The organism is Pseudophaeobacter flagellatus (assembly GCF_021228235.1).
In the GTDB taxonomy this organism is placed as follows: Bacteria; Pseudomonadota; Alphaproteobacteria; order Rhodobacterales; family Rhodobacteraceae; genus Pseudophaeobacter; species Pseudophaeobacter flagellatus.
In genome coordinates, this window is the sequence record NZ_JAJQRG010000001.1 from 207,444 (window position 1) to 227,018 (window position 19,575).

Below are 19,575 nucleotides of genomic sequence, written 5' to 3' on the forward strand. Positions count from 1 at the left end.
GCCAAATAACGTGGTGTTGCGGTGAAACTGGCCTTATCGAGGTTGAAATATGTGAACCAGAACTGGCTTGGGCACGGGATCGGTTGGGCGGCGGAGGCGCAACAAAAAGGGCAGCCCGTGCTGCCCTTTTACGCATGAATTTTCAGCGCTGGCCCCATGGCCTATTTAAAGCTGCGGCTGTCCTTGATCTGTTCCCAGGCCCAGCGAACCTCTTGCAGCTGTTCTTCCTGGCTGCGGTCGCCGCCGTTCATGTCGGGGTGCAGCACCTTGATCAGCTTTTTGTAGGCCTTGCGAATGTCAGCCTTGGACCAGTCATCCTTGGCCTCCAGCACTTCGATGGCGCGGCGTTCGGTTGCGGGCAGGCGGCGCCCGGTTGCGGCTGAACGGCCCGGATTCTGCGTGGCGTTACCACCCAGTACCTGATGCGGGTCTTCAATGCCCAGCCTGGCCCAGGCGCGGGCCTCGGGGTCGCCCATGGGCTTGGTTTGGCGTTCCCAGACTTTGTCCTTAGACTGTTGGGCGTTCAGTTCGGCCTCGGTTGTACCCTGGAAAAAGTTCCAGTGGTTGTTGTATTCGCGGACATGTTCCTGGCAGAACCAGAAGAAATCATCCAATACATCGGGGGCCTTGGGGGCGCGGAACTTGCCGGCCTCCTCGCAGCCCTCTTTGTCGCAGACACGGACAGAGGTCTCTGAGGCGCCAGACATGCTGCGGCGGCCACGTGGATTTTTCTTTTTGGCAGAGCTGACGGACATATCGAAACCGAAGGGATCTGATTTGCTCATGTGGGGCACTTTCTAGACGCAGCTGTTCGACTCGGAGGCAGCAGTTTAGTCTAAGGGGCGTCAGATTGAAGGGGGGCAGAGAAATAAATATGAGGATAGGCAGAATATGAGTATAAATACGGAAATGGAACAGCGGCTGCGGGCCGCCTTTAATCCCACTGCCCTAGAGGTGGTAGATGATAGCAACAGTCATATCGGCCACGCCGGCCATGATGGCAGCGGCGAGAGCCACTTTAACGTGATGATCCGCGCCGCAGCCTTTGCCGGGCAAAGTCGGGTGCAGCGGCACCGGATGGTGCACAAGGCGCTGGGGGACATCGTGCCGCGCATTCACGCGCTGGCGCTGGACATCGGCAGTGACTGACCAATGAAGAACGAATAGTGGGTGCCTCCCTTCTCACTCAGGAAGGGGGCACCTGATAATTGCGGCGTGATGTCTGTTCTATGGCGGGGGTCAGGTTTCGTCCGCTGTGCGGCGTTCGGCGCGTGCTTTCAGCGCCGTTGTCATGCCAGAGACCGGGCTGAGTTCTTCAACGCCATCATCGGCCTGCATCTTGGCCGCGCCCAGGCCTGGGACGAGGGTGGCATTCTCTGGCGCTTCGGGATCGCCCGCCGTGGCTGTCAGGACGGGGGCTGTGTTTACGGGTGTGTCTGTCGCGGCAACAGGGGTGGCAACCGCCGGTGCGGCGCCCTGCGGCGCTGCTGCTTCGGCCAGGGGCTGCGGCGCGGCTTGTGTTGTTGCCGGGGCAAGCGCACGGCGAAACACCAGTACATTGCGCCAGTTTGTGGTCGAGCCGGTCAGGCCCGAGCGTTCTTCCGAGGGGAGCAGTTCCGCGCGCTGATATTCCCAGCCCTCGGAGGCCATTTCGTTGAGGATCATCTCAACCGAATTGGCAAAGCGGCTTTCAGGGGTCTTGATGCCCTTGGCCTTGGTGCCCTTGTGTGGGGCGGGAACAACTTTGTACTCGAAAGCTTGCATGCTGGTCTCCTGACTTGGAGCGCAGGTTTACCCGATGCAGGCGGAGCGTCAAGCGCAGGGAGGCGCGGGTTTCGGTTTGCCGCCTGTTTGCCGCCTGTGTGCCCGGGCTTTGCCCCGGCGGGTGGGGCGGGTTTGCGGTACTCTGGTCACCAATAGAAAAGGCGGCCCTGCATATATGCTGGGGCCGCCTTTTTTCGTAATGTCTAGGGGCGTTTACCCACCAAGTTTCTGGGCAACCAGCTGGTTTACAGCCTTGGGGTTGGCCTTGCCGCCGGTGGCTTTCATCACCTGACCAACAAACCAGCCTGCCAGTTTGGGGTTTTGTTTGGCTTTTTCCACCTGGGCGGGGTTGTCGGCGATGATCTGGTCCAGGGCGGCCTCGATGGCACCGGTGTCTGTCACCTGCTTCATGCCGCGCTCTTCGACGATCTGCGCCGGGTCGCCGCCTGTTGTGTAGACGATTTCAAACAGATCTTTGGCGATCTTGCCGGAAATGGTCTCGGCCGAGATCAGTTCGACGATGCCGCCCAGCTGTTCCGGTGTGACCGGGCTATTGGCGATATCTGCCTCGTCTGCCTTCAGGCGGCCAAACAATTCGTTGATCACCCAGTTGGCCGCCAGCTTGCCGTTACGCCCTTCGGCCACGGCTTCGAAATAGGCAGCGGATGCCACATCGGCAGTCAGCACCGAGGCATCATAGTCCGACAGGCCAAAATCTGCGATGAAACGGGCCTTTTTGGCGTCGGGCAGTTCCGGCAGGGTGGCGGCGATTTCATCGACCCAAGCCTGTTCGATTTCCAGCGGCAGCAGATCGGGGTCGGGGAAGTAGCGGTAGTCATGCGCTTCTTCCTTGGATCGCATCGACCGTGTTTCGCCCTTGTCCGGGTCGTAAAGGCGGGTTTCCTGATCGACCTCACCGCCGGCTTCGACAATGGCGATCTGGCGGCGTGCTTCGACCTCGATAGCCTGCTGGATAAAGCGCATGGAGTTCATGTTCTTGATCTCGCAGCGGGTGCCCAGATGGGAAAAGTCTTTGCTTTCCTGGTATTTTTCATACTGGCCAGGCAGGCAGATAGAGACGTTCACATCGGCACGCAGGTTGCCGTTCTGCATATTGCCATCGCAGGTGCCGAGGTACTTCAGGATCTGACGGATCTTGGCGATATAGGCGGCGGCCTCTTCCGGGCCACGGATGTCGGGGCGGCTGACGATCTCCATCAGGCAGACGCCGGTCCGGTTGAGATCGACAAAGGACATATTGGGATCCATGTCGTGGATCGACTTGCCCGCGTCCTGTTCCATATGGATGCGTTCCACCCCGACGGTGCGCGCAGTGCCATCGCCCATTTCCACCAGCACTTCGCCTTCGCCAACGATGGGGTGGTAGAGCTGCGAAATCTGATAGCCCTGCGGCAGATCCGGGTAGAAATAGTTCTTGCGGTCAAAGGCCGACCAGAGGTTGATTTCCGCGTTCAGGCCGAGCCCCGTACGCACAGCCTGTTCAACGCAGTATTCGTTGATCACCGGCAACATGCCTGGCATCGCCGCATCCACGAAAGAGACGTTGGAGTTTGGCTCGGCACCGAATTTGGTCGACGCGCCGGAAAACAGCTTGGCATTGGAGCTGACCTGGGCATGCACTTCCATGCCGATGACCAGTTCCCAGTCATGTTTGGCACCCGAAATCACCTTGGGCTTGGGCAGTTCATATGTCAGGTCGAGCATCTCGCATCGGCTCCTTTGATCGCGTTTAGCAGGCGTTCTAGGCCAGCGGGCCATGCGGGGCAAGAGGCAGCAGAGATTCTGCCTTGCCGTTGGCGAATTGGGCGATGAAATCCTGCGATTGATCGGCACTCCGGCGCAGCCGAGCGCACGCGCACCCTTGGCGCGACCGCGCGACAGAGCTATGAAGATCGCCCGAGCAGAACGAAGAGGACGCATTCTTGGAAACCGCAGCCCGCATTGCCCAGACGATTGCCCGTGAAATCGGCGCCGCCCCGAACCAGGTGAACAGCGCTGTGACGCTGTTGGATGAGGGCGCGACAGTCCCCTTTGTGGCGCGCTACCGGAAAGAGGTGACAGGTGGGCTGGACGACAGCCAGCTGCGCACCCTGGCAGAGCGTCTGACCTATCTACGGGAACTGGAATCGCGCCGCGCGACGATTTTTGACGCGATCAAATCTCAGGACAAGCTGACCGATGATCTGGCGGCTTCGATCGCCAAGGCCGAAACCAAGGCGCAGTTGGAAGATATCTATCTGCCCTACAAGCCCAAGCGCCGGACCAAGGCGATGATCGCGCGGGAGAACGGGCTGGAGCCGCTGGTCGATGCGATCCTGGGGGATCACGGCGCCGACCCGGAGGCGCTGGCTCAGGGCTATCTGTGCGAGGCGGTGCCCGGCACCAAGGAGGCGCTGAACGGCGCGCGCGATATTCTGACCGAGCGGCTGACCGAAAACGCAGGCCTGCTGGGGCGGCTGCGTCAGTTCCTGCAGGCCGAGGCACGCCTCACCGCGCGGGTTGTTGAGGGGAAGCAACAAGAGGGCGCCAAGTTTTCCGACTATTTTGACCATAATGAACGCTGGGCCGATGTGCCCTCGCATCGGGCGCTGGCGATGCTGCGCGGCGCCAACGAGGGGGTGCTGACGCTGGATATAGGGCCGGAACCGGAAGAGGGCGTGGCGCGGGCCGAATCCATGGTGGCGGCAGAGCTGGGCGCCAGCGGCAGCGGCCCCGGGGATAAATGGCTGCGTAAGGTGGCGGGCTGGACCTGGCGGGTAAAGCTGAGCCTGTCGATGATGCTGGAACTGATGGCGGATCTGCGCGCCCGGGCGCAGGAGGATGCCATTCAGGTCTTTGCCCGCAACCTGCGCGATCTGTTGTTTGCCGCGCCTGCCGGTGCGCGACCGACGCTCGGGCTGGATCCGGGCATTCGCACCGGCGTCAAGGCGGCAGTGGTCGATGCCACCGGGAAAGTGCTCGCCACTGAAACGATATATCCCTTTCAGCCAAAGAATGATCTGCGCGGGGCGCAGGTCTCGGTGCTGAAACTGATCGCGGAACATGGCGTCGAACTGATCGCCATTGGCAACGGCACCGCCAGCCGTGAAACGGAACGCATGGTGGCAGAGGTTATCAAACACCTGCCTGCCAAGGTGAAGGCGCCCACCAAGGTCGTGGTTTCCGAGGCCGGGGCCTCGGTCTATTCCGCATCGGAACTGGCGGCGCGTGAATTCCCCGATCTGGATGTATCCCTGCGCGGTGCGGTGTCGATTGCCCGGCGTCTGCAGGATCCGCTGGCTGAGCTGGTCAAGATCGAACCCAAGAGCATTGGCGTTGGCCAGTACCAGCACGACGTCGACCAGCATCGCCTGTCGAAATCGCTGGAGGCGGTGATCGAGGATGTGGTGAACGCCGTGGGGGTTGATCTCAACATGGCGTCGGCGCCGCTCTTGGCGCATGTCTCTGGACTGGGGCCTGGCTTGGCCGAGGCCATCGTGGCGCACCGCGATATGAACGGTGCCTTTGCCACCCGCAAAGACCTGTTGAAGGTGGCGCGCCTTGGCCCCAAGGCCTTTGAACAATGTGCCGGTTTCTTGCGTATTCGCGACGGGAAAGAGCCGCTTGATGCCTCCTCTGTTCACCCCGAGGCCTATAGTGTGGCCCGCCAGGTGGTTGCGGCCTGTGGGCGTGATATTCGCCAGATCATGGGCGACAGCAGCGCGCTGAAAACGCTGCGGGCCGAGCAGTTCGTCGATGCGAGTTTTGGTCTGCCCACGGTGCGCGATATCTTCAGCGAGCTGGAAAAGCCGGGGCGTGACCCGCGCCCGTCCTTTGTCACGGCGACCTTTGCCGAAGGGGTCGAGACGATGAAGGATCTGAAGCCGGGGATGGTGCTGGAGGGCACGGTCACAAATGTGGCGGCCTTTGGGGCCTTTGTGGATGTCGGGGTGCATCAGGATGGGCTGGTGCATGTTAGCCAGCTGGCCGATAAATTTGTCAAAGACCCACATGATGTGGTGAAAACCGGCCAGGTGGTCAAGGTGACCGTGACCGAAGTCGATGTGGCGCGCAAACGGATTGCCCTGACCATGCGCAAGGATGGCGGTGCCTCGGCCCGCGAAGAGCGCAATGCCCGCGGTGCCGAGGATGGGGCCAAGCGCGGGTTTCAGGGTCGTGGCGCCAAAGGCAGCGGTGGCAAGGGCGGTGGACACCGAGGCAGCGGCGGCAAGGACGGCAGCATGTCTGCGGGCCCAAAGGGGGGCGGCGCTTCGCAGGGGGGGCAGACTGGCGCCCTGGGGGCTGCCTTGATGGATGCGTTTAAGAAGACCTGATATATCGGGATCGCGGTGCGGTTGCCGCGCGCCAAAATGGGCCTGGACCGGGCCAGAAGGATGCACCAGCGACTGGTCTGACCAGGCAGACAGAACAAAGGCCGGGAGAGTCCCGGCCTTTTTGCCTGGTTCAACCGACCCCGCCTATTCGGGAGGGCCGTTTTTGGGCGGGGGTTGGGGTGTTCGGGTGGTTTTCAGGTCAGCAGGTCAATGCCATCCGGGGTGAAGGCGATCTTGTGACCGCAGTCCAACTCATCGCGGAACATCTCGGCAATGCAGTGTAGGGCCCTTGCCTGGCCCTGGGCGGCAAAGCGGCGCAGGGAGGTGATATGGGCGTTGTTGTCAAAACCTGCACAGGCATGGGCCCAGATCAGCGGGTGCAGCTCATGCAGGTGAGAGCGGATCAGCCAGCGCGCCGCCTTGGCAATCTGCGCCCGGTTGTTTTTGGCGTTTTGATCTGATTTCTGGCCTGCATCCTGCGACAGGGTGATGGCGCAATAGGCTGAAAGCAGGTTTACCATTTCCTGGCTGGGATCTACATTCAGGATGTCCTGCAACCCCTTCAGGAAAAACTTGGTATCGACGCGGGCGCAGGCTCGATCGTCAATCGCCATGGCATCAAAATAGACCCAAGTATAGCTGCCAGCGCCCCAGATCTCGTGGGTGCGTGCGGCGGTGCGCCGGGCTTCAAGCTCTAGCGCCGCGTAGGATCCGTTGGCGCGTGGCAGCATCTGCGCCCCAAGCGCGCGCATTGGGCGCGGATTGTTCGGGTCCTGGTCAATGAGCGCTGCATAGGCATCCGCCACCTGCAGCGTCGCGGCGCTCTGGCCGGCAAACAGCGCGCAGTGGGCCGCCGATAAAAAGGCGCTGTTCTGCATCTGCGCTTGCAGGGGGGCCAGCAGAGTGGCAGCGCGTTCAAAATGGGCCGTGGCACGGCGCAGGTGGGCCTCTGAGCTGAGGCCAGAGAGGGGCGCAGCCTCGGTATTGTCCACAGTCAGGCCCGAAGCGGGACCGTTGTCGCCCTGGGGCGCGGCTGGCGTGATGGTTCTGCGCCAGACCCAGGCAATGTCGATATGGGCCAGAGCAACAATCGCGGTTAGATAGGCGTCATGGCGATGTTCGCGCCGCAGGGCTTCCAGCGCCATAACCCCCTCTATGAGGATGCGGTCTTCACCGTTGGGGCCGGTCTTGTCGCTGAGTTCTTGCAGGGCGTGATCCACCGCGTTGACCACATCGGCGCGGGCGCCATAGGCCAGAAGATCGGCCTCGGGCAGGCCACCTTCGGTGCGGCGGTGCTGTTGATCTGCGCTGCGGATCATTTTGGACAATTCGGCCCATCGTTCCTGCCGGGCCAGGAACTGGCCCTTGTCCTGTAGTGCAAGGCGGCTGCGGGTGGCGGGGCTGTCGGTGCGAACCGGGATCAAGAGGACCTCGGCAAAGGCGGCCAGATCGGCTGCGGGGTCTTGCAGGCCTTCTACAGGGGTGTCGGGACTATCGGCCTCTAGCGGGGCTGGTTGGTCGCCGGTTTCGCAGGACTGAGCACATGCCCGTTGCAGGATTTTCTGCTGCTCTGTCTCGCTCTGGTGCGGGGGGAGCATGCCAGCATGGGGGGGGGGCTTGGGTGTCAGGCGAGAGGAGATCCAAGCGGGGAATTCGCGTTGCAGCCTGGACAGGCGCGTCCACATGAGGTCGTGAGGTTTGAACATGCAACATCCTGCAGGTTGGCGACTGATCCTTAGGCAGGCAACTTGCAAGTGTAATGCGGCGCAATCGTGGCAGGGATGGGGAGATTGCTGCCACGAATTGGGAAAATGCTGCGGCAGGCCCCCACCCGGGGGAGGGAGGCAGGCGCAGCGGATGGGGGATCGCGCAGGGCTGCCTGCCCGCAAGAGGCTGGTCTAGAATATGCTGAAAGGGTGGCGCTGGCAGGGGGTGCCATGGGCCGCAAGGCTGGTTTCCAGCGCCTGAATAGGCGGGAGGGCGGGTTGCGGCAGGCGCAGCTTGGCCCCGCTGTGCAGCACCAGAGTGGCGCGGTAGGACAGGTCCCAGCGCCGATCCAGCCGCAGCAGGGCGATCTCTGACAGGGCAACCCCAGTGGCCTGTTGCGCGATATGCCAGCGGATCTCGTCCGCGCCAACCGTCAGCCCCGAGCTGGGATTGCGCCACAGATCCCAAAGGCCCGGCAGGCAGGGCAGGGCGAGACCGCCCAAAATCCAGGGTGAGACCTGCGCCGCAACGCCCCCAACACCCAGCAATGCCAGCCAGCCAGCAAGCGCCAGTGCCAGCCCCAAGGATCGCCCCTGCCGTTGAAAGTGAAACGCGGGTGGCTGCAGGGACGAGGCCTTGGCCTGCTGTGGCGGGCTGGGGGCTGGGGCGCAGCGGTCAGGCATCCAGGATACGGCTGACCATCTCATTGGTGTCGCGGCTCAGCCCGGCGGTGGTCTGAATGCGCTGCAACTGCGCCGCGATCAAGGCTTGGCGGTTGTTGTCATAGCGCTTCCAGCTCTGGAAGGCGGTACACATGCGGGCGGTGGTCTGCGGGTTCAGGCCATCCAGCGCGATCAGATTGTCGGCCAAAAGCCGGTAGCCTGCACCGTTGGCGTGGTGAAAGCCCGCGTGATTGCCTGCAAGCGCGCCCATCACCGCCCGGAATCTGTTGGGGTTTTTCAGCGTGAACAGCGGATGCCGGGTCAACTGCGCTGCCGTTCGCGTGGTTGCCTCTGGCGCGGCCATGGCGATTTGCAGCGCAAACCATTTGTCCATCACCAGCCGGTCACCCTGCCATTGGTCAAAAAAGGCCTGGGACTGCACCGTGCCTTTTTCCGCCTTCATCAGATTGGCCAGGGCGCTGTATTGCTGGGTCATATTGTCGGCCGCCTCATACTGGCGCGCGGCCTGTTCGCCGCCATCCAGCCGGGTCAGCAGGGTCAGGATGCGGGCGTTCAAGGCCCGTTTGCCAGCGCTGACTGCATCTGGGGTGTAGGCCGCGGTCACGGTGGTGTCAGCATAGAGCCGGGGCAGGTTATCGGCCAGTTGCTGCGCCAGGGTCTGCGCCAGAGTTTCGGCGGCATCGTAGATCTTTTGCGGATCGGGGATATGGCCGCGCTCGTGTAGGGTTTGGGCGATGTCGGATTGGCTGGGCGGCTGCAGGATCAGGGCGCGAAAGGCGGGATCCAGTGTATCGTCGCGCAGCAGTTTGGTCAGCGCATCCAGATAGTCTGCATCGGGGGCTGCCCCCTCCAGGACCATGGCAACACGCGCCTCGCGGGCCAGCGCATTGCCCGCTTCCCAACGGTTGAACGGGTCGGTGTCATGGGCCAGCAGGAAGGCACGTTCGGCATTTGATGTCTCACGCTCAAGGATCACCGGTGCCGAAAATTCGCGCAGAATGGACGGAACGGGTTTCGTGGCGAGCCCCTCGAAGGTGAAGCTTTGCTTGGCTTCACTCATTTCCAGAACCTGGGTCGGCCGGATCTCGTCGCCATTGGCCCCCAGCAGGCCCACCGCAATGGGGATGACGCGCGGGTCCTTGTTCGGCTGGCCGGGCGTCGGCGCGGTGTTTTGTTCAAAGGTCAGCGTATAGGTGCCATCCGCGAAGCTCTCTGCCACCTTCAGGCGCGGCGTGCCGGCCTGGCTGTACCAGCGTTTGAACTGGCCCAAGTCGCGGCCCGTGGCGTCTTCGAAAACCTGCAGCCAGTCTTCGATCGTGCAGGCCTGCCCATCGTGACGCTCAAAGTAGAGATTCACGGCTTTTGAATAGTCCGCATCACCCACTAGGCGTTTCAGCATGCCGATCACCTCGGCGCCTTTTTCATAGACGGTGGCGGTATAGAAGTTGTTGATTTCCTGAAACTCTTCGGGGCGTACCGGGTGCGACAGCGGGCCTTGGTCCTCGGGGAACTGGCGGGCGCGCAGGTCGATGACATCCGAGATCCGCTTTACCGGGGCAGAGCGCATATCGGATGTGAACTGCGAGTCGCGAAACACTGTCAGCCCTTCCTTCAGGCAGAGCTGGAACCAGTCGCGGCAGGTGATGCGGTTGCCGGTCCAGTTGTGGAAATACTCATGCGCGATGATCGCTTCGATCCGTTCGAAATTGGCATCCGTCGAGGTTTCGGGCGAGGCCAGCACGCAGGAGGAGTTGAAGATGTTCAACCCCTTGTTTTCCATCGCGCCCATGTTGAAATCATCTACCGCCACGATGTTGAAGATATCGAGGTCATATTCGCGCCCATAGGCCTGTTCATCCCAGGTCATGGATTTCTTCAGCGCCTCCATGCCAAAGGCGCATTTATCCTGGTCGCCGTGGCGGACCCAGATGTTCAGCTCTACCTTGCGGCCGGATTTGGTGATGAACCTGTCAGGGTGATTGACCAGATCACCGGCAACCAGCGCAAAGAGATAGGCCGGTTTGGGCCAGGGATCCTGCCAAACGGCAAGGCCATCAGATTTGGAAACCGGGTTGCCGTTGGATAGCATCACCTCTTCATCGCCTTCGATCCGCACAGTGAAGATGGACATCACATCGGGGCGGTCTGGGTAATAGGTGATCTTGCGAAAGCCTTCGGCTTCGCACTGGGTGCAATACATGCCACCTGACATATACAGCCCCTCTAGTGCGGTATTGCCAGCCGGGTCGATTTCGACCTCTGCCTCCCAGACAAAGCGCTGTTGCGGCACATCGCAGGTCAGACCTTCGGGGGTAACGACCGGGGCAACATCAACGCCGTCGATCCTGGCCGAAATCAGCTTGAGCTTTTCGCCATGTAGAAAGAACCGTGGGTCTGGCGCACCGGGTTTGGGGATAAAGCAAATCTTGCTGACAACCCGCGTGGCGCTGGGCGCCAGTTTGAAGGTCAGTTCAACGCTTTCCACCTCAAACCCAAAGGGGGTGTAATCCTTCAGGTAGAAGGTTTCGGCGGTCTGTTGCGGGGTCTGGGTCAAATCGGCCGTCATCGTGCTGTCCTCATCTGTCGGGACCAGGGGCAGCCAGGGCGGCGCCTGTGGTCATAGCTTGTTCCAGTGGTAGGCAATGGCGCAGAGCCGGGCAAGCAGATGTCGGGCCAAATCGCTGCAAAACCCAGCAGAATTTACCTGTCGCTTTTGAAGCTGGTTGCGATTTGCAATAATAATTTGAAACAGTCTCCCCTTAATTGGTAAAGTATTATTACCGCATCTGTTGCCGATAGGAAACTTTTCCTGTATCCGGGAAACCGCAGTGATAACCCGTGAAGGAGGATTTGATGAACAACATGCGTAATATCGAGGGGATGCAGGTCGCATCCGAGCTGGCAGAGTTCATTGAAGGCCAGGCCCTGCCGGGGACCGGTGTCACCGCGGCGGATTTTTGGGCCGGGCTGTCTGGGCTGGTCAATGGCATGGGGGATGAAAATCGCGCCCTGCTGGCCAAACGCGAGGATCTTCAGGGGCAGATTGATGCCTGGCACATCGCCCATCTGGGCGCGCCGCAGGATGCCGCTGCCTATACGGAATTTCTGCGTCAAATCGGCTATCTGCTGCCCGAGGGCGATGATTTTGAGATCGACACATCAAATGTGGATGCCGAGATCGCCGCAACGCCGGGGCCACAGCTGGTTGTGCCGATCACCAATGCCCGTTTTGCGCTGAATGCCGCCAATGCGCGCTGGGGCTCGCTTTATGATGCGCTCTACGGCACGGATGCCATGGGCGATCTGCCTGGCGGCGGCGGCTATGATGCGGCACGTGGTGATCGGGTGATTGCCTGGGGGCGCCGCTTTCTGGATGAAACTTTCCCGCTTGAAACCGGCTCATGGAGCGACATCACCGGCCTGTCTGTTGCTGGTGGCGCACTGGTGCCTGCATTGAAGGCGGCCGACCAATTTTCCGGTCACGTCGGCGCGGCCGAGGCCCCGACGCGGGTGATTTTGAAGAACAACGGGTTGCATGCGATTGTCGAAATTGATGCGGCTGGCAATATCGGCGCGACCGATCAGGCGGGGATCAACGACATCACGCTGGAATCCGCGCTATCCACCATCATGGATTGCGAAGATTCCGTTGCCTGTGTGGATGCTGCAGACAAGGTTGTCGCATATCGCAACTGGCTGGGCCTGATGAAGCGAGATCTGGCCGAAGAGGTCACCAAGGGCGGCAAGAGTTTCACCCGGGTGCTGAACAGCGATCTCGACTACACCACCGCCAGGGGCGAGGCTGCGAGCCTCAAGGGGCGGTCCCTGCTGCTGGTGCGCAACGTTGGCCATCTGATGACCAACCCGGCAGTTCTGGACAGCGAAGGTCGCGAAGCCGGCGAGGGCTTTCTGGATGCGATGATCACCGTGATGATCGCGATGCATGACCTGCAGGCGCAGGGTGGCAATTCGGTGCAGGGATCTGTCTATGTGGTCAAACCAAAGATGCACGGTCCCGAAGAAGTGGCCTTTGCCTGCCGTATCTTTGATCACGTCGAGACGGCGCTGGGCCTGCCGGCCAATACCGTCAAGATCGGTATCATGGATGAAGAGCGCCGCACCAGTGTGAACCTCAAGGAATGTATCCGCGCTGCCAAATCGCGGGTGGCCTTTATCAACACGGGCTTCCTGGATCGCACTGGCGATGAAATCCATACCTCGATGGAGGCAGGGCCGATGCTGCCCAAGGGAGAGATGAAGGGCACGGCCTGGATCGCGTCCTATGAGGATCGCAACGTGGATATTGGGCTGGCCTGTGGCCTGAAGGGGCGGGCCCAGATCGGCAAGGGCATGTGGGCCATGCCTGATCTGATGGGCGAAATGCTGGCCACCAAGATCGGCCATCCAAAGGCGGGTGCTACCTGCGCCTGGGTGCCCTCACCAACGGCCGCGACGCTGCATGCCACCCACTATCACCAGTTTGACGTGCTGGCGCAGCAGGATGCGCTGCGCGCCGCTGGCCCGCGTGGCACGCTGGAAGATCTGCTCACTATTCCGGTGATGCAGGGGCAGAACCTGTCGAAGGACGAAATCAGCCACGAGGTTGAAAACAATGCGCAGGGCATTCTGGGCTATGTGGTGCGCTGGGTGGACCAGGGCGTTGGCTGCTCCAAGGTGCCGGACCTCAATAATATCGGTCTGATGGAAGACCGCGCCACCTGCCGGATCTCCTCTCAGGCGCTGGCCAACTGGCTGCATCACGAGGTGGTGGACGAGTCTCGCGTGATGGCGGCAATGCAAAAAATGGCTGCGGTGGTGGATGAACAGAATGCAGGCGATGCCAGCTATACCCCGATGGCCCCCGGCTTTGACGGCATTGCCTTTCAGGCTGCCTGCGATCTGGTGTTCAAGGGCCGGGTGCAGCCCTCGGGCTATACCGAACCGGTGTTGCATGCCCGCCGCCTGGAGTTGAAGGCGGCGGCAAGCTAGGGCGGTCGATCTGACAGAACAGCAGGGGCAGGGCGTGATCCTGCCCCTGTTTCAATTGAGCCATAGGCCTGATCACAAGAGGGACAAGACAATGACAATTTCGCTGAAATCAGCCCAGACAATTATTGATGCCACCCTGGCCAAGGGACGCGAGATGAATTTCAAACCGCTCTCTGTTCTGGTGCTGGATGCCGGTGGCCATGCACAGGCCTTTGCCCGCGAAGACGGCGCGGCGCCCGGGCGTTTTGCCATCGCCCATGGCAAGGCCTATGGCGCGGTTATGCTGGGCATGCCGGGCAGCGCCCAGATGGCGCGGGCCGAGGCGCAGCCCTATTTCATGGCCGCGGTGAACGGCGTCTACGGCGGCCAGGTCATTCCGGTGCCCGGTGGCGTTTTGCTACGCGACGACAGCGGTGCGGTGATCGGCGCTGTTGGTGTCACTGGTGATACCTCTGATAATGATGTGGTTGCGGCCATGGCTGGGATCGCGGCGGCGGGCCTGACCGGAGAAAGCTGATCCAGAGCAAGCAGAAAGAGACAGGGCGTTGCGGCATGCGGCGCTCTGTTTGCGTGTCTGTGGGTCCCGTCTGGACAAATTTCTCCGGTGCTGGAATGCGCAAAAGCCGACTGGAAGGGGTGGATCGTGTATAATTGAACAACCGCCTGCGCGGGCACCAGCGCTCTGCGCGCTTGCGGGATCTGGGGGGAGGCCGTAGTTTTACGCTGTTGCATCTTATTTCGGAGTCCTCATGGCGCGTCCCAAAGTCGGTATTATCGGTAATTCCTATCTGCTCAATGATCAGTATCCGGCCCATGCAGGCGGGACGATGAATTCCGAAGCTGTGGCTGAAGTCGCGGGCTGCATGCCGCTGTTGATTCCTTCTGACCCGCGCTTTCTGTCGGTTGATGAACTGCTTGATAGTTTTGACGGCTTTCTGCTGACCGGTGGGCGCCCCAATGTGCACCCCAACGAATATGGCGAGGATGAAACGGCGGCGCATGGGGCCTTTGATCGGGCGCGTGATGCCATCGTGCTGCCGCTGGTGCGTGCCTGCGTTGAACGGGGTCAGCCCTTTCTGGGCATTTGTCGCGGCTTTCAAGAAGTGAATGTGGCCATGGGTGGCACGCTATATCCCGAAATTCGAGATTTGCCGGGGCGGATGAACCATCGTATGCCCCCTGATGGTTCGCTAGAGGAAAAATTCGCCCTGCGCCATCCGGTCAAGATGACCCCAGGCGGGGTATTCAACGGAATCTTTGGCGCTGCCGAAGTGATGACCAACAGCCTGCACGGTCAGGGGATCAAGACGCCGGGCGCGCGGATCGTGGTTGAGGGGCATGCCCCCGATGGCACCCCCGAAGCGATCTATGTACAGGATGCGCCGGGTTTCGCCCTGGCAGTGCAATGGCATCCCGAATGGGATGCGGCCAATGATCCGGTCTCGCGACCACTGTTTCAGGCCTTTGGTGAAGCGGTGCGCAGCTGGCAGGCTAACAGTCTGTTGCCGCCCCAGCACTCTGCCACCGGATAAGACCTGACGCGGGCCTGGTTGGGAACTGGTGCCCCCACACACCACCGGCGGCCCCCCCCCGAGCGTGCCGGTGGGGGAGGTGGCTTACACGAAGCTGAAGCGCTTGTTCAGGGGCAATTCGCGGGCGCGGCTGCCCGTGAGATCAAAAATCGCATTGGCCAGTGCGGGGGCCGCTGGTGGGGTGCCGGGTTCGCCCGCGCCGCCCATGTGTTTCTGATTTTCCAGTACGGCGACCTCGACACGCGGCATGCTGGGCATGCGCAGGGCGTCGTAATCAGGGAAGTTTTCCTGCTCGACCATACCGTCGGCAAAGGTGATTTCACCAAAACAGGCTGCCGAGAGCCCATAGGCAAGACCACCAAACAGCTGCGCCTCGATGTTGCGCGGATCAATGGCAAGGCCAAGATCTGCGGCAATCCAGGCCTTGGTGATGGCGATGTCGCCGCCTCGGTCGATCACCTCGATGGCCTGCGCCACCGGGGTGCCAAAACTGTAAGCCAGAGCGACACCGCGCCCTACGCCTGCAGGGGTTTGGCCGCTCCAGCCTGACATGTCGCGCACGCGCTCTAGCACCTGGGCTGCGGGTTCCCATTCGGCGCGGGCCAGCTCCAGGCGGAATTCCAGCGGGTCACGCCTCGCCGTATGCGCCATTTCGTCGATGATTGTGTCGGAAAAGAAGCCGTTGAAAGAGGCCGCAACAGAGCGCCAGAAGCCAACCGGGATCATCGGTTTCGCAAGATAGCCTTCGACGCGGAAATTGGGGATTGCCAGCGGTTGGTTGAAGGCGGCATCCACATGGCCCTTGTCGGGGCCGGACATGGGCAGGCCCAGCATCCGACCAGCGCCTTCCTGGGTGGTGGATTGCGCGGCGATTTTACCATGCACCATCAGGGCCTTGCCATCCTTGACGGCGGCACGGTAGCGGGCAATGGCACCGGGGCGGAAATAGTCGTGGCGCATATCTTCTTCGCGCGACCATGTCAGTTGCACGGGGGTGCCGCGCAGCTGTAGGGCAATCTGCACCGCCCGGTTGGAATAGTCCACTTCGATGCGCCGCCCAAAGCCGCCCCCCAGATAGGTGGTATTGACGGTGATTGCCTCGGCTTCCAGCCCGCTAAGATCGGCGGCGGCTTTTTGCACCACGGTGGGGCCCTGGTTTGGAGCCCAGATTTCCAGCCTGTCGCCGGAATAGAGCGCAGTGGCATTCATCGGCTCCATGGTGGCATGGGCCAGATAGGGCAGGCGGTACTCAACCTCCAGAAACTCCGCGCCCTCGGGCAGGTCATCCACATCGCCATCGTCGCGCAGGGTTGAATTGGGGCTATCGTCAAAGGCAGCGGCGATTTCGGCAAAGATTGCTTCGGTAGTCTCTGGGTGGCTCGCAGGTGCCCAGTCGACCTCGATGGCATCCACTGCCTGTTGCGCCAGCCAGGTGTTGGTGCCAACCACCGCCACCGCATCGCCAAGATCAAGGACCTCCTCGACACCGGCCATGCTCTTGGCGGCCGAGGCGTCAAAGCTGCGCATCGCGGCGCCATAATGTGGGTTTTGCCGGATGGCGGCAAATTTCATCCCCTCGATCCGGGTATCAAGGCCAAAGGTGGCGGTGCCGGTGACCTTTTCCACCATATCAATCCGGGCAACCGGCTTGCCGATGTATTTCCACTGCGCTGCGGGGCGCAGCTCTGCCTCTTGGGTTTCAACATTAGCGGCGGCCATTGCCAGTTCACTATAGGCCAGCTTGACCCCGCCCGGTGCCAGCACAAACCCGTCTTTGGTTTCCAGCAGGGCGCGGGCGATGCCAAGCTGCTGCGCTGCTGCCTCTTTCAGGGTTTCACGCGCACTGGCGCCTGCCAGACGCATCCGGGTGAACCCGTCCTTCATCGACGACGACCCCCCGGTCACCTGCAGGTCGAGGAATTTGGAGAAATTTCCGACAATCTGCCCCAGAGAGTGCTGGAAATCGCTGGCGTCGTAGCCGCGCCCAGGCAGGGCTTCGGCCATCATGGCGCTGTTGTAATAGGCCTTGGCCGCAGGGCCATGCAGCACGGTGACGGCGGCGGGATCTACATCCAGCTCTTCCGCTATCAGTGCCGCCCAGGAGGTACGCACCCCCTGGCCCATTTCTGCCCGTGGTGCGATCAGGGTCACCCCGGATTGATCCACAAAAACAAAGGGGTTCAGGATGGCTTTGCCCGCGCCCGGTTGCAGTGGGTTAGGGGCGGGCTGGTGGTATTTGTAGGTGCCAAAGGCCACGCCCCCGACAATCGCGGCAGAGCCGACAAGAAAACTGCGGCGGGCGATTTTTTTCAATCTGGCCATGGGGTTAGGCCTCCTGCATCATTTTGGCGGCGGAATGGATAGCAGCGCGGATGCGCGGATAGGTGCCGCAGCGGCACAGATTGCCCTGCATCGCGTCGTCAATGTCTTCGTCGGTGGGGGCTGGGTTGTCTGCCAGCAGACTGGCGGCCTGCATGATCTGGCCGGACTGACAATAACCACATTGCGCCACCTGATGTTGCACCCAGGCGGTCTGAATCATGGCCAGGTTCTCCGGAGTGCCAAGCCCCTCGATTGTGGTGACCTCGCCGTCGATATCGCCCAGGCTCAGCTGGCAGGAGCGCAGCGCCACCCCGTCCACCTGCACCGTGCAGGCACCACAAGCGGCGATGCCACAGCCGAATTTGGTGCCGGTAAGGCCAAGTTCATCGCGCAGCACCCAAAGCAGAGGTACATCATCGGGCAGATCCACCTGGTGGGTCTTGCCATTGATATGGAGCGTTTTTGACATGGGCCTGGCCTCTTGCTGGATCCTATTGACGTGATGACAAAATGCATATGTTCTGTCAGTATGTCAATTGACAAAAAGGCGTGCGACTGTCAGAACCACGCCTATGAAAATTTCAGCTGCTGATACCAAAACACAGGCCATACTCTTGGCAGCCTGGGCGGGGTTCTCTGCCTATGGGTTTCGTAAGACGTCGATGGATGACATAGCGCGCGGCGCCGGCATGTCACGTCCGGCGCTCTATCTGCACTTCAAGAACAAAGAAGCGATCTTTCGCGCGCTGGTCGATAGCTACTATGCAGAGGCGCGGCGCGATATCCGCGCCGCCCTGGAAGGGGAAGGCAGCCTGCATCACAGGCTGGCCCGCGCCTTTGCTGCCCATGGCGGTGCTACGATGGAGGCCATGATGTCCTCGGCGCATGGGATGGAGCTGTTCGAGGCGGGCATGAACGTGGCGGGGGATATGATCCAAGAGGGCGAGGCGCAGTTGCAGGCGCTGTATGCCGCCTGGCTGACCGGTGAGGCCGGGCAGGGGCGTGTGGTTCTGACCAGTGGCCCCGATGCGGTGGCGCAGCTGTTTTGCGCCTGCCTCAAAGGCATCAAACACACCTCCCTGAGCTATGAGGCCTATCGCACCGGCGTGCAGAACTATGCGGCGCTTTGTGCCCAGGCACTGGCTCCGCCTGGCGCCCCCATCTGATCTTGCGCTGCAGCGCCGCACAAAGCGCGGCGCCGGGCCCAACGGGATACGGCATCTTGATGCCGCAAGACGGGCGGGAGCCGCCCCCCGTCGCAGCTGGTGTCCTACAGGCTGGTGCGCAGGTGCCAAAGCTCAGGGAAGAGTTCCACCTCCAGCATCCGTTTGAGGTAGTTCACCCCGCCGGTGCCGCCAGTACCGCGCTTGAAACCGATCACCCGTTCCACCGTGGTGACATGGTTGAACCGCCAGCGGCGGAAATAGTCTTCAAAATCAACCAGTTTCTCGGCCAGTTCATAAAGCTCCCAATGGGTTTCCGTGGCGCGGTAGACTTCGGACCAGGCGGTCTCTACCTCGGGCGAGGGCTGATAGGGGGCCGAAAGATCGCGATTGATCACCGTCTCAGGCAAGGCAAAACGTGCATTCAGCGCCCGCAGCGCCACGTCATACAGCGAGGGCTGCGCCAGCTCGGCCTCCAGCAGCGCCACCAGATCGGGGCGATGGGCGTGTGGCTTCAGCATTGCCGTGTTGCGATTGCCCAGCATGAACTCGATCAGCCGGTACTGATGCGACTGAAAGCCGGAACTCTGCCCCAGGGCATCGCGAAAGGCGGTGTAATCCGACGGCGTCATGGTGCGCAGCACATCCCAGGCGGAATTGAGCTGCTCAAAAATACGCGCCACCCGCGCCAGCATCTTGAAGGCAGGGCGCATCTCGCCCTTCAACAGGCGATCGCGCGCCGCCTGCAATTCGTGAATGGCCAGCCGCATCCACAGCTCAGAGGTCTGATGCTGGATGATGAAGAGCATTTCATCATGGGTGTCGCTATTGGGGTTTTGCGCGTTCAGCAGCGCGTCCAGCGACAGGTAGTCGCCATAGGACATGCGGCCATCAAAATCCATCTGGGCGCCATCTTCTGCAGGGTTGAAGGGGCAGCCGGGGGTCTGTGTCTTGGAATCGCTCATGGGATTCTTCCTTTTTCTGAATTGAATACTAGCTCAGGAAAGGGAGAAAGCCCGCTTGTTCAGCGTGCCACATTGGGCCAGGCGACGCCAAAGCGCCACCCAACCAAAGGGGCGGC

15 protein-coding genes are annotated in these 19,575 nt (G+C 61.4%); 6 read left to right on the top strand and 9 right to left on the bottom strand.

Features of this window, described 5'->3' with window-relative positions; genetic code table 11:
• Nucleotides 1-161: 161 nt before the first annotated feature.
• On the bottom strand, nt 162-785 hold the full coding sequence (locus LRK71_RS00960; protein WP_232400442.1) for a DnaJ domain-containing protein: 624 nt from the start codon (nt 783-785) through the stop codon (nt 162-164).
• Nucleotides 786-891: 106 nt separating this feature from the next.
• Here LRK71_RS00960 and LRK71_RS00965 point away from each other — a divergent pair, with 106 nt between their 5' ends.
• Complete coding sequence (locus tag LRK71_RS00965) at nt 892-1,149, top strand: BolA family protein (RefSeq protein ID WP_232400443.1); 258 nt, start codon at nt 892-894, stop codon at nt 1,147-1,149.
• Between the two features lie 90 nt (nt 1,150-1,239).
• On the opposite strand, the gene LRK71_RS00970 is transcribed toward LRK71_RS00965, so the two are convergent.
• A complete protein-coding gene (locus tag LRK71_RS00970) occupies nt 1,240-1,764 on the bottom strand; it encodes a DUF4177 domain-containing protein (protein WP_232400444.1) in 525 nt (174 codons plus the stop codon).
• A 213-nt stretch (nt 1,765-1,977) separates the two neighbouring features.
• Nucleotides 1,978-3,489 carry an Asp-tRNA(Asn)/Glu-tRNA(Gln) amidotransferase subunit GatB gene (gene gatB / locus LRK71_RS00975; protein ID WP_232400445.1) on the bottom strand — a complete coding sequence of 504 codons (1,512 nt, stop codon included), beginning with the start codon at nt 3,487-3,489 and terminating at the stop codon, nt 1,978-1,980.
• 218 nt (nt 3,490-3,707) lie between these two features.
• On the opposite strand from gatB, the gene LRK71_RS00980 reads away from it, so the two are divergent.
• The gene (locus LRK71_RS00980; protein ID WP_232400446.1) at nt 3,708-6,098 is read left to right on the top strand and encodes a Tex family protein; all 2,391 of its coding nucleotides are present in this window, start codon (nt 3,708-3,710) and stop codon (nt 6,096-6,098) included.
• Between the two features lie 194 nt (nt 6,099-6,292).
• On the opposite strand, the gene LRK71_RS00985 is transcribed toward LRK71_RS00980, so the two are convergent.
• From LRK71_RS00985 to pepN, 3 genes are all read right to left on the bottom strand, one after another.
• A complete protein-coding gene (locus LRK71_RS00985) occupies nt 6,293-7,804 on the bottom strand; it encodes a hypothetical protein (protein WP_232400448.1) in 1,512 nt (503 codons plus the stop codon).
• Nucleotides 7,805-7,996: 192 nt separating this feature from the next.
• Nucleotides 7,997-8,488, bottom strand: a complete 492-nt coding sequence (locus tag LRK71_RS00990; protein WP_232400449.1) for a hypothetical protein — start codon at nt 8,486-8,488, stop codon at nt 7,997-7,999.
• Complete coding sequence (gene pepN, locus LRK71_RS00995) at nt 8,481-11,054, bottom strand: aminopeptidase N (protein WP_232400450.1); 2,574 nt, start codon at nt 11,052-11,054, stop codon at nt 8,481-8,483. The genes LRK71_RS00990 and pepN overlap by 8 nt, the downstream gene beginning before the upstream one ends.
• Before the next feature lie 287 nt (nt 11,055-11,341).
• On the opposite strand from pepN, the gene LRK71_RS01000 reads away from it, so the two are divergent.
• From LRK71_RS01000 to LRK71_RS01010, 3 genes are all read left to right on the top strand, one after another.
• Nucleotides 11,342-13,477, top strand: a complete 2,136-nt coding sequence (locus LRK71_RS01000) for a malate synthase G (protein WP_232400451.1) — start codon at nt 11,342-11,344, stop codon at nt 13,475-13,477.
• Nucleotides 13,478-13,568: 91 nt separating this feature from the next.
• Nucleotides 13,569-13,994, top strand: a complete 426-nt coding sequence (locus tag LRK71_RS01005) for a GlcG/HbpS family heme-binding protein (RefSeq protein WP_232400452.1) — start codon at nt 13,569-13,571, stop codon at nt 13,992-13,994.
• A 232-nt stretch (nt 13,995-14,226) separates the two neighbouring features.
• A complete protein-coding gene (locus tag LRK71_RS01010; RefSeq protein WP_232400453.1) occupies nt 14,227-15,009 on the top strand; it encodes a gamma-glutamyl-gamma-aminobutyrate hydrolase family protein in 783 nt (260 codons plus the stop codon).
• 84 nt (nt 15,010-15,093) lie between these two features.
• Here LRK71_RS01010 and LRK71_RS01015 read toward each other — a convergent pair whose 3' ends face one another.
• Nucleotides 15,094-17,331, bottom strand: a complete 2,238-nt coding sequence (locus LRK71_RS01015; protein ID WP_232400454.1) for a xanthine dehydrogenase family protein molybdopterin-binding subunit — start codon at nt 17,329-17,331, stop codon at nt 15,094-15,096.
• A 4-nt stretch (nt 17,332-17,335) separates the two neighbouring features.
• Nucleotides 17,336-17,800, bottom strand: coding sequence for a (2Fe-2S)-binding protein (locus tag LRK71_RS01020; protein ID WP_232400455.1), 465 nt, complete (start codon nt 17,798-17,800; stop codon nt 17,336-17,338).
• Nucleotides 17,801-17,903: 103 nt separating this feature from the next.
• Here LRK71_RS01020 and LRK71_RS01025 point away from each other — a divergent pair, with 103 nt between their 5' ends.
• Nucleotides 17,904-18,497, top strand: coding sequence for a TetR/AcrR family transcriptional regulator (locus tag LRK71_RS01025; protein WP_232400456.1), 594 nt, complete (start codon nt 17,904-17,906; stop codon nt 18,495-18,497).
• 104 nt (nt 18,498-18,601) lie between these two features.
• Here the strand turns inward: LRK71_RS01025 and kynA are convergent, their stop codons facing one another.
• A complete protein-coding gene (gene kynA / locus LRK71_RS01030; protein ID WP_232400458.1) occupies nt 18,602-19,459 on the bottom strand; it encodes a tryptophan 2,3-dioxygenase in 858 nt (285 codons plus the stop codon).
• Nucleotides 19,460-19,575: the final 116 nt, after the last annotated feature.